Annotated in this window: 11 protein-coding genes; 5 read left to right on the forward strand and 6 right to left on the reverse strand. The window is 65.9% G+C overall.

What is annotated here, in order from left to right; translation table 11 throughout:
- Positions 1–41 precede the first annotated feature (41 nt).
- The 5 genes from Q0J57_RS02430 (at position 42) to Q0J57_RS02450 (ending at position 5,612) form a co-directional block, all read left to right on the forward strand.
- Entirely contained in the window at positions 42–752 is a 711-nt protein-coding gene (locus Q0J57_RS02430) for a hypothetical protein (protein ID WP_297216662.1), read from the forward strand.
- 73 nt (positions 753–825) lie between these two features.
- A complete protein-coding gene (iorA, locus tag Q0J57_RS02435; RefSeq protein ID WP_297216664.1) occupies positions 826–2,673 on the forward strand; it encodes an indolepyruvate ferredoxin oxidoreductase subunit alpha in 1,848 nt (615 codons plus the stop codon).
- A 23-nt stretch (positions 2,674–2,696) separates the two neighbouring features.
- Complete coding sequence (locus Q0J57_RS02440; protein ID WP_297216666.1) at positions 2,697–3,302, forward strand: indolepyruvate oxidoreductase subunit beta; 606 nt, start codon at positions 2,697–2,699, stop codon at positions 3,300–3,302.
- A 53-nt stretch (positions 3,303–3,355) separates the two neighbouring features.
- Positions 3,356–3,724: a helix-turn-helix domain-containing protein gene (locus Q0J57_RS02445; RefSeq protein WP_297216668.1), complete on the forward strand. Its 369-nt coding sequence runs from the start codon at positions 3,356–3,358 to the stop codon at positions 3,722–3,724.
- A gap of 706 nt (positions 3,725–4,430) precedes the next feature.
- Positions 4,431–5,612: an aminotransferase class I/II-fold pyridoxal phosphate-dependent enzyme gene (locus tag Q0J57_RS02450; protein ID WP_297216670.1), complete on the forward strand. Its 1,182-nt coding sequence runs from the start codon at positions 4,431–4,433 to the stop codon at positions 5,610–5,612.
- Between the two features lie 227 nt (positions 5,613–5,839).
- On the opposite strand, the gene Q0J57_RS02455 is transcribed toward Q0J57_RS02450, so the two are convergent.
- The 6 genes from Q0J57_RS02455 to Q0J57_RS02480 form a co-directional block, all read right to left on the reverse strand.
- Complete coding sequence (locus Q0J57_RS02455) at positions 5,840–7,129, reverse strand: amidohydrolase (RefSeq protein WP_297216672.1); 1,290 nt, start codon at positions 7,127–7,129, stop codon at positions 5,840–5,842.
- A complete protein-coding gene (locus Q0J57_RS02460) occupies positions 7,126–10,233 on the reverse strand; it encodes a DEAD/DEAH box helicase (RefSeq protein WP_297216674.1) in 3,108 nt (1,035 codons plus the stop codon). Before Q0J57_RS02460 ends, Q0J57_RS02455 begins: the two co-directional genes overlap by 4 nt.
- Before the next feature lies 1 nt (position 10,234).
- Positions 10,235–11,023 (reverse strand): acyltransferase, encoded by a 789-nt coding sequence (locus Q0J57_RS02465; protein WP_297216676.1) that lies wholly within the window; start codon positions 11,021–11,023, stop codon positions 10,235–10,237.
- 254 nt (positions 11,024–11,277) lie between these two features.
- Positions 11,278–12,189 carry an ATP-binding protein gene (locus Q0J57_RS02470; RefSeq protein ID WP_297216678.1) on the reverse strand — a complete coding sequence of 304 codons (912 nt, stop codon included), beginning with the start codon at positions 12,187–12,189 and terminating at the stop codon, positions 11,278–11,280.
- A 325-nt stretch (positions 12,190–12,514) separates the two neighbouring features.
- A complete protein-coding gene (locus tag Q0J57_RS02475) occupies positions 12,515–13,465 on the reverse strand; it encodes an aminotransferase class IV (RefSeq protein ID WP_297216680.1) in 951 nt (316 codons plus the stop codon).
- Between the two features lie 62 nt (positions 13,466–13,527).
- The gene (locus Q0J57_RS02480) at positions 13,528–14,574 is read right to left on the reverse strand and encodes an aspartate-semialdehyde dehydrogenase (protein ID WP_297216682.1); all 1,047 of its coding nucleotides are present in this window, start codon (positions 14,572–14,574) and stop codon (positions 13,528–13,530) included.
- Positions 14,575–14,694 lie beyond the last annotated feature (120 nt).

Raw genomic sequence — 14,694 nt, forward strand, 5'->3', positions numbered from 1 at the left:
GCCCTGCGGCAGGCCCATTTCGTCACCCAAGGAGCCACGTGATGATCCCCAATTCCCAGCCCAGTTCCCAGCCGTCCCCTGCCCTGCTCAACGACCTGCGCTCCGAAGTGAGCGCGGAGACGGCCCCGCTCCTCCAGTTCATCCTGCGCCATGCGGGGGCCATCACTGCCGTGGTGGTGCTGCTGCTGGCGGCCATCATCGGTGCCGGCATCTGGAACTGGCATACGGAATCCGCCAGCGAGGACGCCCGCAACGAGCTGACCCGCATTGTCCTCACCAAGAAGGGCGCAGAGCGCACGCAGGCCCTGGCCGCCCTGGCCAAGGATGCCCCGGAACAGAGCCGCTATGCCATTCTTGTGGAACAGGCCCGCAGCGCCGCCGAAGATGGCGACTGGGCACAGGCCGCCCGCGCCTATGGCGAGGCCGCCCGGCTGGACAGTGAAGGCGCCCTGGGGCTTGCGGCCCTGCTGGCCCAGTGCGGCGCCCTCATGCAGACAGGCACGGCCGAGGCCGCCAGCGAGGCGCTGGCTGTTCTGCAAACGCTGGGCAGCCGGGTGGATCCTTCCGCGGCGCCGGCCATCCTGCGCATGGTGGCCGAAGCGGCCCTGGCGGCCGGCCAGAATGACGTGGCGGCCACGGCCTTTGGCAAGCTGGCCCAGAGCGGCGACGAGGAAGACCGGCCCTATTACGCCTACCGCGCCGCCAGCCTGGGTGCCGCCCCCGCCGCGGCGGATGCCCAGACCAGCAAATAGCCCCTGAACATTTCACCGTCCGGCCTGATGCCGGACGGTTTCTGCCTGCAAGACAGGCATGCGAGGAGATCCCATGAGCAAACATCCCCTGCTGGACGGCGGCCGTGGCGAACGCCACCTGCTGCTGGGAAACGAGGCCATCGTGCGCGGCGCTCTGGAAGCCGGTGTGCACATGGTCACCTGTTATCCCGGCACGCCGTCTTCCGAAGTTCCGGACACCTTCCGCCGTCTGGGCGGAAAGGATCGCTACAAACTGGAATATGCCGTCAACGAGAAAGTGGCCTTTGAAGTGGCCGCCGGCGGTGCGCTGGCCGGGGCCATGTGCCTTGTGACCATGAAGCACGTGGGCCTTAATGTGGCGGCCGACCCCCTGTTCACCTCGGCCTATACGGGACTGCCGGGCGGCCTGGTCATTCTCAGTGCCGATGACCCCGGCTGCCATTCCAGCCAGAACGAACAGGACAACCGCTCCTATGCTCGCGCGGCCATGCTGCCCTGCTTTGAACCGGCCTCGGCCCAGGAAGCCCACGACATGACCCGCGAGGCCTTCCGCCTGGCCCGTGAGCTGCAACAGCCGGTGCTCATGCGCACCACCACCCGCATCAACCACATGCGCGGCCCCGTGGAATTCGACGATCTGCCCGCCAGCCGGACCATGGTGCCCTTTGAGCGCAACCCCGGCCGCTTTGTGCCCGTGCCGGCCGTGGCCCGCAAGCGGCATGCGGCCATCCTCGAGATCATGGAAAAGGCCCGTGCCCTGGCAGAGACCAGCCGCTTCAATACGGAGCATGGCGCCGATTCCCGCCTGGGCATCATCACCAGCGGCGTGGCCCGCAACTACCTGGCCGATGCCCTGGCCTCCGGCGGCTGGGAAGACCGGGTTCGCGTGCTGGAACTGGGCATGACCTGGCCCCTGCCCGAAAAGCGCATCACGGCCTTTCTGGAAAAGTGCGACCGCGTGCTCATTCTTGAGGAAGGGCCGGCCCTGCTGGAACATGACGTGCGTGCCCTGGCCCAGCGCGAAGGCTGCAAGGCCCTGCTGGAAGGCAAGGATGCCACCCTCACCGAGCTGGACGAATATTCCACCACGCTCACCCTGCGCCGTCTGGCGGCCTTTCTGGGCTGCCCCGCGCCGCTCAAGGGCAGCAATGCCCAGATTGCGGCCCTGCCCGGCCGTCCCCCCAATCTCTGTGCCGGCTGCTCGCACCGGGCGGTCTTCTATGCCGTGCGGCAGGTCTTTGGCGACGATGCCTACTATTCCAGCGATATCGGCTGCTATACCCTGGGCATGCTGCCGCCGCTCAAGTGCGCGGACTTTCTGGTGTGCATGGGGTCTTCCATTTCGGCCGGCAGCGGCTTTGCCCGGGCCTCCGGCAAGCCGGTGGTGGCCTTCATCGGCGATTCCACCTTCTTCCATTCCGGCATGACCGGGCTGGCCAATGCCGTTTTCAACCAGCACAATCTGCTGGTGGTCATTCTGGATAACGGCACCACCGCCATGACCGGCCATCAGCCCAATCCGGGCATGATGCAGGAAATGCTGGGTGACGATGCCTGCCACCTGGACATCGAGGCCATTGTGCGGGCCATGGGCGTGACCAGCTGCACCAAGGTGCGCTCCTTCAACGTCAAGGCCGTCATGAAGACGCTGGAAGAAATGAAGCAGCAGTCCGGCGTGCGCGTGCTCATCACCGAAGAACCCTGCGCCCTGTATGCCCGCCGTCAGCTCAAGAAGGTGCAGCCGCAGGTGGCCGAAGTGCGCGAACAGGGTCCCGATGCCGCGCACTGCCTGGAAACGCTGGCCTGTCCCGCGTTCTACAAGGACGGTGACGCCCTTGCCGTGGACGAAAGCCTCTGCTCCGGCTGCATGGTCTGTCTGCAGGTGGCTCCCCATTCCTTCAAGGCCCGGCGCCGCAACTAGCCCGCTGCCATTGCGAGGTTCTCATGAATACGGAAAAACAAAAGCGTATGCGTATCTACTTCACCGGTGTGGGCGGCCAGGGCACCCTGACGGCCACCACCCTGCTGGCCCGCACGGCCATGGATGCCGGGCTGGACGTGGTGGCCGGCGAAGTGCACGGCATGGCCCAGCGCGGCGGTGTCGTGGAATCCGTCCTGCTGCTCGGCGGCTGGCGTTCGCCCAAGCTCGACCTGGGCGAAGCCGACGTGCTGCTGGGCTTTGAACCGCTGGAAACCCTGCGCGGCCTGCCCTATCTGCGGCCCGGCGGCGCGGTATTCTCCAGCGCCGACCCTCTGCCGCCCCTCAGCGTCTCGCTGGGCGGCGCGCACTACCCCACCCTGGAAGAGGTGGAAAGCCAGGTCCGCCGCGTGGCCGGGCTGTGCCAGTTCATCCCCTGTCGCGAACTGGGCCTGCAAGCCGGCTCCGTCCAGGCGGGCAATACGGTTCTGCTCAGCGTGGCCTGCGCCTCCGGCATTCTGCCCTTTGGCGTGAAGGACCTGGAAGCCGCCATCGGCAAGTACCTGGCCCCCAAGCTCCAGGATGTCAATCTCAAGGCACTTGAACTGGGCATGGCCGCACTCAAGCTCTGATGCCCTTCCGGGGGAAGAAGGGGCAAACCCTTCTTCCCCCGTTTTTTCATCGCATGAAGACCGCCAGTCCCGAAATACGCCAGATTGCCGTCCGGGCGCAGGCGCTGGGCCTTAGCCTGCAACAGATTGCCCATCTTGTGGGCTACCACCCCAATACCGTCAGCCGCTGGCTGAGGGAATATTCCCAGGAAGAGCGCCTTCAGGCCCGCCCGCGCGGGCACCGTGCCGCCATCTTTTCGGCAAGCGAACTCCAGGAGCTGGATGACCTTGTGCGCAGTGATGTGCACATGACCCTGGCCGAAATCAGGGAGTGCATGGGCAAGCAGTGCTCGCTCAATGCCATCCACAAGCATCTCAAGGCCCTGCGTGCCGCTGCCGGCAAGGATCGGCCCGCCCGTGGCGCTGCCGCCTCCCGCCGCTGACGTGGCGCACATCCGGCGCTGGCCCGTCCATGTCGGGTGGCTGATCCGGTGCCGAGCGGCGCCGTCGCGCAGCAGGCAGCCCCTCCCCGCTCTGGACCGTATCCGCCCGCATGAGGCTCCCGTGCGCGACCGGTACCGGGCAGCCGCTTTGCCTGCATCTCCGGGGCATCCCCTGTCACCGCCCCCTGAAACCGTCTGGGTGCAGGCAGCTCGGCACAGCGCATTGCCACTCTTCCGTCTTCCAGCTTCCGGCCCCTGTGCCGCACGGAAAGCACCTGCCGCGAGGCTGGTCACAGGCTTTTGTATACGCTCTTCACAAGGGCTGTCTGCCGGATTTCTCCCCTGCTGAAAAAAATTTTTTCCAATTTTTCCAGGGGAAAAAGAAAAAGACACATCGTTCGTACAATAACATCCTGATATCAAGGGCATTTCCGGCCGATGGGCCGCTCGTGCCCCCTGGGCCTGTTCGGGGAACGCGGGGCTGCATACTCGCGTCATAATCTCGCCATCAGGGGAATTCTGCCGCAAAAACGGACCATATGTCGCCGTTCAGACGCCAAAATGGCCTGTAAACGCCCCGTTTTTGCCTTGTTCCCTGTGGCACAAGACGCGCAACGCGCTCCCGCGCCCTGCCTGAACTTTACAAAGGCAGGATGCGCTGGCATGTACGGAAATGTGTATCTACCCATATCAGGAGAATCCGTTTATGGAAGAGTTCTCGCGTATACAGCGTCTGCCCCCCTATGTCTTTGCCGTTGTGGGCGATCTCAAGATGAAGCTCCGCCGGCAGAACGTGGATATCGTGGACTTCAGCATGGGCAATCCCGATATTCCCACCCCGCAATATATTGTGGACAAGATGACGGAAGCCGCACAGAAGCCGGCAAACCACCGTTACTCGCTGTCCAAGGGCATTCCCCATCTGCGCGACGCCATCTGCGAACGCTACAAGCGCCTGTATGACGTGGACCTTGACCCCGAAACGGAAGCCATTGTCACCCTGGGGTCCAAGGAGGGCCTGGCCCATCTTTCCCTGGCCATGCTGTCGCCCGGCGATGTGGTGCTGGCTCCCGATCCCACCTATCCCATCCACAAATACGCGCCCATCATTGCCGGCGCGGATGTGCGCAGCGTGCCCATCGGCCCCGGCCGGGACTTTTTTGAAGACCTGACCACCGCCACCAAGCAGGCCTGGCCCCGTCCCAAGCTGCTCTTTCTCTGCTATCCGCACAATCCCACCACGGAAGTGACCGATCTGGCCTTCTTTGAAAAGCTGGTGGATTTTGCCAAGGAAAACCACATCTGGGTTGTTCATGATCTGGCCTATGCCGACCTGGCCTTTGACGGCTACAAGGCTCCCAGCTTCCTGCAGGCCAAGGGCGCCAAGGACGTGGGCGTGGAATTCTACACCATGTCCAAGAGCTACTCCATGCCCGGCTGGCGCGTGGGCTTCTGCCTGGGCAATCCCCGGCTCATCCATGCCCTGGCCCGCATCAAGAGCTATCTGGACTATGGCATTTTCCAGCCTGTGCAAATTGCGTCCACCGTGGCCCTGCGCAGCGGCGACGAGGAAGTGACGCAGATATGCGACATCTACCGCCAGCGCCGCGACTGCCTCATCGAAGGCCTGAACCGCATCGGCTGGGAAGTGCCCTCCCCCCTGGCAACCATGTTTGTCTGGGCGCGCATTCCCGAGGAATTCCGCAAGATGGGTTCCGTGGAATTCTCCAAGCTGCTGCTCACCGAAGCCCAGGTGGCCGTCTCGCCCGGGCTGGGCTTTGGCGCCTACGGGGACGACCACGTGCGCTTTGCCCTCATCGAAAACGATCAGCGCACACGGCAGGCCATCCGCGGCATCCGCCGGGTGCTGAGCGGCAGCGCCTCCTAGCATTACGCACACAAGCCCCGGTCTGCCCCGCCGCTGCGCCGCTCCCGGCCCTGCGGCAGGCAGTCTCCGGCGGCAGCATCATGATGCCCCTGGAAAGACAGCCGGGAAAGGCGAACATATCTATTCGTCTTTCCCGGCTGTCTCATTCCTGCGCACGCCCTGCGCTGCTGCGGTGACCGCAGGCTGCGTATGCCGTGCCCGTCCGCCAAAACGCCGCTCGCCCTGTGTCAGGCCAGATGGCGACAGACGCTTTCCAGCCAGAGCACGCCGGGCCAGAGCACGGATTCGTCCAGGTCAAAGCGCGGATCATGATGCCCCGCCGGTCCGCTGCTGCCCAGAATGGCATAGGCCGCCTGGCCGCCCTGCTGCTGCACGGCACGCATGAAGGTGGCGGCATCATCGCTGGCGCCCATACTGACCCGCTCGCCCACGCGGGCAAAGGCGGCACACCCGTTTTCCAGCCGCACCTCCCGCGCCCATCGGGCCAGCTGTGCGGCAAAGGCGGCATCGCTGTCCGCCGCAGGACATTGCCCTGCCAGGTCTATGCGGCAGCCCAGGCCGTACATGGCGGCAGCGCCGGCCAGAACCTCGCGGGCGCGGGCAAAAAGGTCTTCGGCCATGTCGCAGGTGACGGCGCGGGTCTCTCCTTGCAGCAGGGCACGGTCCGCCACCACATTGCGGGCGGTTCCTCCCCGCAGGCAGCCCACATGCACGCGGTTTTCGCCGCTGCCGTAACGCGGCAGATCATGCAGGCCCATGAGTGCCGCCGCCGCGCCCTTGAGGGCGTCGCGTCCCTGCTCCGGCGCCTTGCCGGCATGGGCGGCCTGGCCCGTGAACAGGGCATCAAACTTGGTGCTGGCCATAAGCCCCGTGGCGCCGGTGATCAGCGTTCCGGAAGGCTGGCCCAGCCCCAGATGCACGGCCAGGAACCAGGGAACCCCTGTCACGTGCGCCCGCAGGCAGGCTGCGCCGCGCACGCCTTCTTCCGCCGGCTGAAAAATGAGCCGCACCCGCTGCCGCAGCGCCGGCGCGCCCTCCGCCTGAAGGCAGGCCGCCAGCCCCAGACCCAGGGTCACATGGGCATCATGGCCGCAGGCATGGCACTGACCGGCATGCCGCGAGGCATAGCCCCCTGCCGCCGGCACATGCTCCGGTTCCCGGCTTTCCTGCAACGGCAGGGCATCCATGTCAAAACGCAGGGCCAGTACCACGGGCTGGTCCACCGGCCCCACCTCCACCACCACCCCCGTGGCATCTCCCATGCGGGCCAGCAGGGTGGCATCCGCCCCCTCGGCAGCCGCACGGCGCCTGGCGGCTGCCCGCACGTCCGGCGCAGGCAGTCCCATCCGCGCCCCGGCGTCCAGCACCTCCCTCCCCAGACGGGGCGTGAGGCCCAGTCCTTGCAACGTCTGCGCCACACAGGCCGTTGTCCAGAATTCGGTCCAGCCCTCTTCCGCATGGGCATGCACCGCACGACGCCAGCGCGGCAGCGCCGCGCGCACTTCTTTCCGTGTCATGATGCCGACCTGAAATCCACGGGCAGGCGCACCCGCTGCCCGGCCTTGTTGCTGAACAGCACATAGCCGTGCCGGCAGCCGAATTCATAGATGCGCCGCGTGATGTCCACATCCCTGCGGCAATAGGCGGCGATCTCGTCCAGGCGTCCTTCCTTCCACCAGCGCAGGGCCTGCAAGCCGTCGGCACTCTTGGCCTCGCCCAGCGTGGCCTGCCCCACGTTGTCCAGCGAAACCCGGTAATGCAGGCGGCTTTCCATGTGTTTCAGCAGGTCCAGCGTGGGCAGCACCCGCATATCATAGGGCGCAAAGGGTGCCAGCACCGCATAGTCAAAACGCAGACTGTTGAAGCCCACCACCAGCGGCCCGGAACGCAGCAGACGGAACAGACCGTCCAGCGAGTCCTCCCCAAAGGCATGAAAGCTGCCGTCCCGGCTGTCATAGGCCACGGCCACACTGACGCCCATGCGCGAGGCCATGTGCCAGCCCCCCACCTCGGCAGCGCTGCGCCGGGTTTCCACATCAAAAACCACAAAGGGGGGCAGCGCTTCCCCGGCTTCCTCCTCCTGCGGCAGCGCACGGGGCGCTTCGCCCGGCTGATTTTCATCCGGCAGCGACGCCACGGGCTGCGGCTCCGGCTGGCGGGGCATGCCGTGCTCTGCCGCATGACCCCTTTCCTCTACCTGTGCTGCGGTGCCACTTTCCAGCGTGCGGCAGGGCGCGTCCGCTGCGTCCGGTGCGCTCGTCCGTCCCGCCGCAGCCATGGCGGCCACGTCCCGACCCAGGCCGCGCTCCGGCGCTGGGGACAGATGCAGCGTGCGGGCCAGTTCCTGCCCCTCGGCCTGGCCTCCGGCAGCCAGCAGGGCATCCAGCAGCTGTACGGCGCCCCCCTTGCTGATGGGCCGGTTGCCCGAACCGCACTTGGGGGAATGCACGCAGGACGGGCAGCCGTCCTCGCAGGGGCAGGAAGCAATGGCCTCACGGGTAATGCGCAGCAGCTCGCCGGCCTGACGGAAGCCCTGGCGCGTCAGCCCGGCGCCGCCGGGCAGGCCGTCATAGATGAAGACACAGGCCAGCCCCACCTGCGGATGCAGCGGAATGGAAATGCCGCCAAAGTCGTTACGGTCCGCCATGACCAGCAGCGGCAGCATGCCGATGGCCGCATGCTCCACGGCATGAATGGATCCCATGAAGTGTACAAAGGCCGCTTCCAGCTCCTGCCGCACACTGTCGGGAATGACGTACCACAGGCCCTCGGTCTCGAAGACCTGGGGCGGAGCCTCCAGCGGCACAATGGTCAGCAGGCGGTTCCCCGATGTGCTGCGCTTTTCATAGCCCGTCACCCGGTCCATGATGCGCAGGCGTCCCCGGCAGACCAGGCCGCGCCCCAGGGGCAGACGCTCGTACTCTTCCAGAATATCCGTGCTCTTCTGGCCGCGCACCCGCGTGAACCAGCCCACCTTTTCCGGCTTCACCAGCACGCGGCCACGGTCGGTATCCAGCTCCTGCACCACATAGCTCCGGCCCTGATGCAGATAGACCGCGCCGGGATGCGTCTCGCGCCAGGCCCGGAAGGCATCCACCGCGCCGATGACGCGCCCCTCCGTATCCACGATGCTGCAGGACTGCCCGGCGCCGCGCAGGTCCACATGGCGCTGCGGGCGCTTGCGGGCCGCCAGCCACTGGTCCCCCTCGGCCGTGCGCAGCAGGGTCCCCTGGCGCGTCAGCGCGTCCAGCAGGCAGCGGGTCTGCTCCTGACGCAGCCACGGTTCGTCGGCCCGCAGGGGCATTTCCGCAGCCGCGCATTCCAGATGCCGGGCCAGGATGACGGGATTCTGCGGATTGACCACGGCCCGTTCCGGCGGCCGGGCAAAGAAATCCGCCGGATGCCGCATGAAGTACTGGTCCAGGGCGTCCTCGCCGGCCACCAGCAGCACCGCCGATTCCTGACGGGCGCGGCCCACACGTCCCCCCCGTTGCAGGGTGGCCATGATGGTCCCCGGATAGCCCACCAGAATGCAGATATCCAGGCCGCCGATGTCGATGCCCAGTTCCAGGGCGCTGGTGCTCACCACGGCCAGCAGCTCGCCGGAGGCCATGCGGGCCTCGATGCTGCGGCGCTCCTCGGGCAGAAAGCCCGCCCGATAGGCGGCAATGCGTCCGGCATAGCGACCGGAAAGACTGCCGGCCCAGAGGCTCACCAGCTCGGTCATGCGCCGCGAACGGCAGTAGACAATGGTGCGCAGGCCCCTGGCCAGCGCGGACTTGAGCAGCGCGATGGCCGCTGTGGCCGGACTCTGCTCCGGATCGATGAAGACCACATGGCGCGGCCCCTGCGGCGCGCCGGACTGGTCCACCACCACCGGCGCAGCGCCGTTCTCGTCCGCCCCGCAGAGAGCGCCGGCCAGCTCGCCGGGATTGCCCACCGTGGCCGTGCAGAAAACATAGGTGGGGCGCGCCCCGTACCGTCCGGCCAGGCGATTGAGCCGCCGGAACACCTGCGCCATGTGTGCGCCAAAGACGCCCCGGTAGATATGGGCTTCATCCACCACCACATGACTCAGGCCGGCCAGAAAGGCCGCCCACTGCTCATGATGCGGCAGAATGGCCAGATGAAGCATTTCGGGATTGGTAATGAGGATCTGCGGCGGATCGCGCCGTATCTTGCGGCGGAAATGGTCCGTGGTATCCCCGTCATACAGGGCCGCACGGGGCCGGGCGGATGCCGGCCAGCAGGCGCAGAGACGGTCCAGGGCAGCCAGCTGATCCTGGGCCAGGGCCTTGAGCGGAAAAAGATAGAGCGCCCGGGCATCGGGATCCGTCAGCAGGCGTTCCAGCACGGGCAGATTGTAGATGAGGCTCTTGCCGCTGGCCGTGGGCGTAGCTACCACCACGTCATGCCCGGCCCGGATGTGATCCGTGGCCAGGGCCTGGTGGCTGTACAACTGTATGCCCCCGGCATCCAGCAGGCGCTGCACGGCCGCTGGCCAGCCGCGGCGCGGCGCGGCATACCTGGCCTCGCTGCCGGGCAGCAGACGATGCTCGCGAATCTGGCCGGCAAAAAGGGGCGATGCCAGCAGAGCGGCCATATAGTCCGCCACGGACATGCTAATCTCCCGAGCGCTCCTGCGTTGCGCACGCGTCGTCTGCCGGCGGGCAGGCACCCTGCGCTGCCATCATGGCGTCCACGGACTGGCTCAGGCCCTCTTCCGGGGGCAGGCACCGGCCCGCGGCTTCCTCCGGCGTGAGCCGGCGCACCACCCGGGCCGGCGCTCCCACGGCCACGCACAGGGGGGGTATGTCCCGCGTCACCACGCTGCCGGCGCCGATAATGGAGCCTTCCCCGATGGTCACGCCCTTGAGCACCACCGCGTGCATGCCCAGCCACACATGATCGCCGATGCGCACCGGCGCATCGTGCTTCATGCCGGGGTCCAGATGGCGCCGCTCCGGTGGCCATGGCTCATGAAAATCCGAATCCACAATGATGCAGTTGGGCGCCAGCATGACGCGACGCCCCAGCACAATACTGGTGGAACGGGCCGTCAGGGCCGCACCTGTCAGCTCGCACCCTTCCCCCAGCACGATGCGCGCACGGGGGCCAAAGGTACGCAGACGGCAGGGCGCCAGCACCGTGGCCGCCGTGGAACGCCGCCACGAGGAAACAAAGCTGCATCCGGCGCCGATTTCCATGCTGCTCCCCGGCCAGCGCAGCAGACCCACCGGACCATGCGCCCGCACGCCGGCCCCCAGCTTCACCCCCAGCAGACGGGCCTTGCAGCGCAGCCGCACGGTTCCCAGCAGATTGCCCCCCGCCTGCATGAGGCGCAAACTGGCATAACTGATGATATTGGCCGGAGTGAGGTCATGCTTCCGAATCTTTTCCCACAGGCTCATGTCTTTCCTCTTCTGGCTGCCGTGCGGCGGCCTGCGGCATCGCGTCAGGGGCCAGGCACCGGCGCGGGGCGGTCACAGGCGCTTCACCGGGCAGCATGACGCCATCCGTCAGCCCCTGGCCTGGGTGACCAGCCCGGTGCGCAGCCGGTCCGCTGCCCTCACGGCCGCCTTTTCCCTGATTTTTCTGGACAATGTTTATTTATAAACTAAACAGTTTTTTCCTGAAATATAGCTATGCCCGTTCTGCCTCTGGCCTATGCCTCCTCGCCAGCCAGTGCCGCGCGTATGCGGCATACCCCGCAGGTGCTGCCGGACGATGTGGGATAGCCGCAGCGGGTGCAGGGCGCCAGCACATCGCCGCCCTCTGCTTCCTGCCGGGCAAAGGCCGGACGCCCCCGCTGCAGGAAGCCCTGATAGAAATCCAGCTTGCGGCCGGGCATGGCGGCCTCCAGCCGTTGCAGCAGGCCCTTGAGTACGGAAAAACTGGCGCCCGGGCTGTAGGGGCAGGCCGCCACATGGTGTTCTATGCCCATAAGAAAGGCATAGTTGGCGGTTTCAAATTCGGTAAGCCGCCACAGCGGCTTGACCTTGCGGGCAAAACCGTCCTCGCCGTCCAGCCGCGGCCCCTGGTCGGAAAGATAGGCCGTGTCCCAGCGCAGGGTATTGCTGAACAGGCGCGCCACTTCGTCATCCAGATTATGCCCCGTGGCCAGCGCGTCAAAGCCGCCATCCAGGGCGGCCTTGTTGAAAAAGTGGCGCTTGATCTTGCCGCAGGCCGAGCAGACAGGCCGGTTAAGGCGCTCCTTGACCAGCGGAATGGGCAGTCCTTCTTCCGTCATATCCCGCACCATGAGGGGCAGCCCGTGCCGGGCGCAGAAACGCTCCACCACCGCACGGGCAGCGGCGGACGAACCGGGGATGCCCAGATCAATGTGCAGCCCCGTGACGTCATAGCCCTGCCGGGAAAGTTCCAGCATGAGGGCCAGCGAATCCTTGCCACCGGAAAGGGCCACAAGAATGCGCTCGTCACGGGTGAAAAGATGCTGTCCCTCGATGCCCTTGGCCACCTGCCGGGCAAAGAAGGCCTTGTAGCAGTCGGCACAGAAGGCCGCGTTATGGCTGCGCAGGGCCACCACGGCCTGCGCCTTGCATATCTTGCACTTCATGCGTTCTCGTCGGAAAGCGGCAGGGCCGCATTAGGGTTGATGGGCAGACAACGGCCGCCACGCGAGGCACAGGCAAGACAGCGCTGTGCCCGCGGCGCCCGGCGTGACAGGGGGGACGGGGCAACGGTTCTGCACCCTGCCCCGCGCTCGCCACCAGGCGCACGCACGGAACCGGCTCCCGCGGCAGACGCCCGGCTGCCGCCGGCAGCACAATCGCGCCCCCGCGCTGGTTCCGCCTTGCCGGGCCGGCGGTTCCCCGACACAGACACATGGCGCCAGGGCGGCAGGGACCGGTGGCGGGCACAAGCGCCGTGCCGGCAGGCAGCTAAAAAGGCGTTCCTGTGGCGCGCATGTGCTTGAGCAGGGCATCCTTGAGCCAGAGGGCCACCGGGCCGGGCCGTCCGGCCCCTTCTCCCTGCCCCACCGGTTTGCCGTCAAAATGGGTAACGCCCACGCACAGCGTGGCGCTGGTGAACAGCAGCATTTCCCTGGCCTGGGCAATGTCCTCGTGGCGAATGTCGCGCTGCACCACCGGCAGCCGTGCCGGGGCCACCTGAAAGGCCGCGTTCATGGAGGTTCCGGCCAGGATATGCCGCATGTCCGGCGCGGTCAGGATGCCGTCCTTGTCCACAATGGCGATATTGGCTATGGCGGCCTCGCACATGCAGCCCTGGGCGTCAAAGGTCACGGCCACGTCCATGCCCTTTTCGTGCGCTTCGCGGGCCATGAACACATTGGGCAGATAGTTGGTGCTCTTGATCTTGGCCAGATATTCCTGCTTGGGCGGAATGGCACTGGTAAAGGCCGTCAGCCCGCGCTGATAGACCGATGCGTCGGGCAGCGGGGTACGGATGGCCACTATATAGAGCGTGGACTGCGGGCACTCGGCAGGGGAAATGCCGAAACCGCCGGGACCGCGCCCCAGCAGCAGGCGGATGTCCCCGTGGCGCTGCCCGGAGGCGCGGGCCACATCAAGAATGCGCTGCCGCACCTCGTCCCACGAACAGGGCGGCTCCAGGCTGATGGCCTCGCAGCCGCGCTTCAGGCGGGCCAGGTGGTCGTCCATGGCAAAGATCATGCCGTCGCGGTAGCAGAGGCTCTCAAACAGGCCGTCCCCGCGATGGCAGAGGTGGTCATCCAGCGGCAGCAGCATGAGGCGGGCATCCGTCCCGATACAGCCCACGCGATGATCATAGAAGGCCAGCACCCTGTCCCTTCCCGGACGGGGTGCTGCGAGCAGTGCGCGCAGATAGGCATCATAAGCCACGGCTTCCATGACGTTCCCCCTCGTTCTGATGCAGGCCGCCGCCGCTGGCGACGGCCCGCCCCGGCTCATGTTCAGGCCATGAAGACATTGCGGTCCTTCACGCGCACCAGGTCACGCCGCAGCAGCTCCTCGGCGATCTGCACGGCATTGAGCGCCGCGCCCTTGCGCACGTTGTCGGCCACAATCCACATGTTCAGGCCGTTGGCAATGCTTTCGTCCTCACGGATGCGGCCCACGTAGGTATCGTCGTCGCCCGCAATATAGGCCGCCATGGGATAGAGATTTTCCCGCGGATTGTCGATGACGCGCACCCCGGGCGCCTGCGAAAGCAGAATGCGGCATTCCTTGGGCGTAAGTTTTTTCACCGTTTCCACATTGACGGATTCGGAATGCCCGAAGAAGACCGGCACGCGCACACAGGTGGCCGTGACCTTGACCGAGGGATCATTGAGGATCTTCACGGTTTCATTGGTCATCTTCATTTCTTCCTTGGTATAGTCGTTTTCCAGGAAGACATCGATGTGCGGCAGTACGTTGAAGGCAATGCGGTAGGGGTAGACATGGCATTCCGGCTCGCGCAGATTGAAGAGGTCGCTGGTCTGCTTTTCCAGTTCGTCAAGGCCCTTCTTGCCCGTGCCGGACACAGCCTGATAGGTGGACACCACCACGCGCCGGATGCCCACGGCATCATGAATAGGCTTGAGCACCACCACCATCTGAATGGTGGAGCAGTTGGGATTGGCAATGATGCCGTTATGCCCTTCCAGGGCACCGGGGTTCACTTCGGGCACCACCAGCGGGCAGCGGTCATCCATGCGCCACTGCGAGGAATTGTCCACCACCACGCAGCCGGCATGGGCCGCATGCGGCGCAAAGGTGGCGGAAGTGCCGCCCCCTGCGGAAAAAATGGCAATATCAACGCCGTCAAAGACGTCTTCCTTCAGTTCCTGTACCGTCAGTTCCTTTTCACCGTAGGGCACCTTGCTGCCTGCCGAACGTGCCGAGGCAAAGGCGCGCACTTCCGTAGCGGGAAAATGGCGATCATGCAGGGTCTTCAGCATTTCCCGGCCCACGGCGCCGGTGGCACCCACCACGGCTACGGTCAACTTCTTGCTCATCTTTCTCTCCTCACGAGCGCGGAATTGGCCGGTTTGCTTCTGCCCCGGCCTGAAAGAAGGACTATAGCGGGCAATGCGCCAAAAGGGAAGGCAACACGGCCCCCGCTGCCCCGATTTTCC

This window comes from uncultured Desulfovibrio sp. (genome assembly GCF_944324505.1).
Lineage (GTDB): Bacteria > Desulfobacterota > Desulfovibrionia > Desulfovibrionales > Desulfovibrionaceae > Desulfovibrio.

What these genes read in the sequence shown, in the direction of transcription:
- Q0J57_RS02430 (WP_297216662.1), top strand. Translation starts at nt 42, where the DNA reads ATGATCCCCAATTCCCAGCCCAGTTCCCAGCCGTCCCCTGCCCTGCTC.
- iorA (WP_297216664.1), top strand. Translation starts at nt 826, where the DNA reads ATGAGCAAACATCCCCTGCTGGACGGCGGCCGTGGCGAACGCCACCTG.
- Q0J57_RS02440 (WP_297216666.1), top strand. Translation starts at nt 2,697, where the DNA reads ATGAATACGGAAAAACAAAAGCGTATGCGTATCTACTTCACCGGTGTG.
- Q0J57_RS02445 (WP_297216668.1), top strand. Translation starts at nt 3,356, where the DNA reads ATGAAGACCGCCAGTCCCGAAATACGCCAGATTGCCGTCCGGGCGCAG.
- Q0J57_RS02450 (WP_297216670.1), top strand. Translation starts at nt 4,431, where the DNA reads ATGGAAGAGTTCTCGCGTATACAGCGTCTGCCCCCCTATGTCTTTGCC.
- Q0J57_RS02455 (WP_297216672.1), bottom strand. Translation starts at nt 7,129, where the DNA reads ATGACACGGAAAGAAGTGCGCGCGGCGCTGCCGCGCTGGCGTCGTGCG.
- Q0J57_RS02460 (WP_297216674.1), bottom strand. Translation starts at nt 10,233, where the DNA reads ATGTCCGTGGCGGACTATATGGCCGCTCTGCTGGCATCGCCCCTTTTT.
- Q0J57_RS02465 (WP_297216676.1), bottom strand. Translation starts at nt 11,023, where the DNA reads ATGAGCCTGTGGGAAAAGATTCGGAAGCATGACCTCACTCCGGCCAAT.
- Q0J57_RS02470 (WP_297216678.1), bottom strand. Translation starts at nt 12,189, where the DNA reads ATGAAGTGCAAGATATGCAAGGCGCAGGCCGTGGTGGCCCTGCGCAGC.
- Q0J57_RS02475 (WP_297216680.1), bottom strand. Translation starts at nt 13,465, where the DNA reads ATGGAAGCCGTGGCTTATGATGCCTATCTGCGCGCACTGCTCGCAGCA.
- Q0J57_RS02480 (WP_297216682.1), bottom strand. Translation starts at nt 14,574, where the DNA reads ATGAGCAAGAAGTTGACCGTAGCCGTGGTGGGTGCCACCGGCGCCGTG.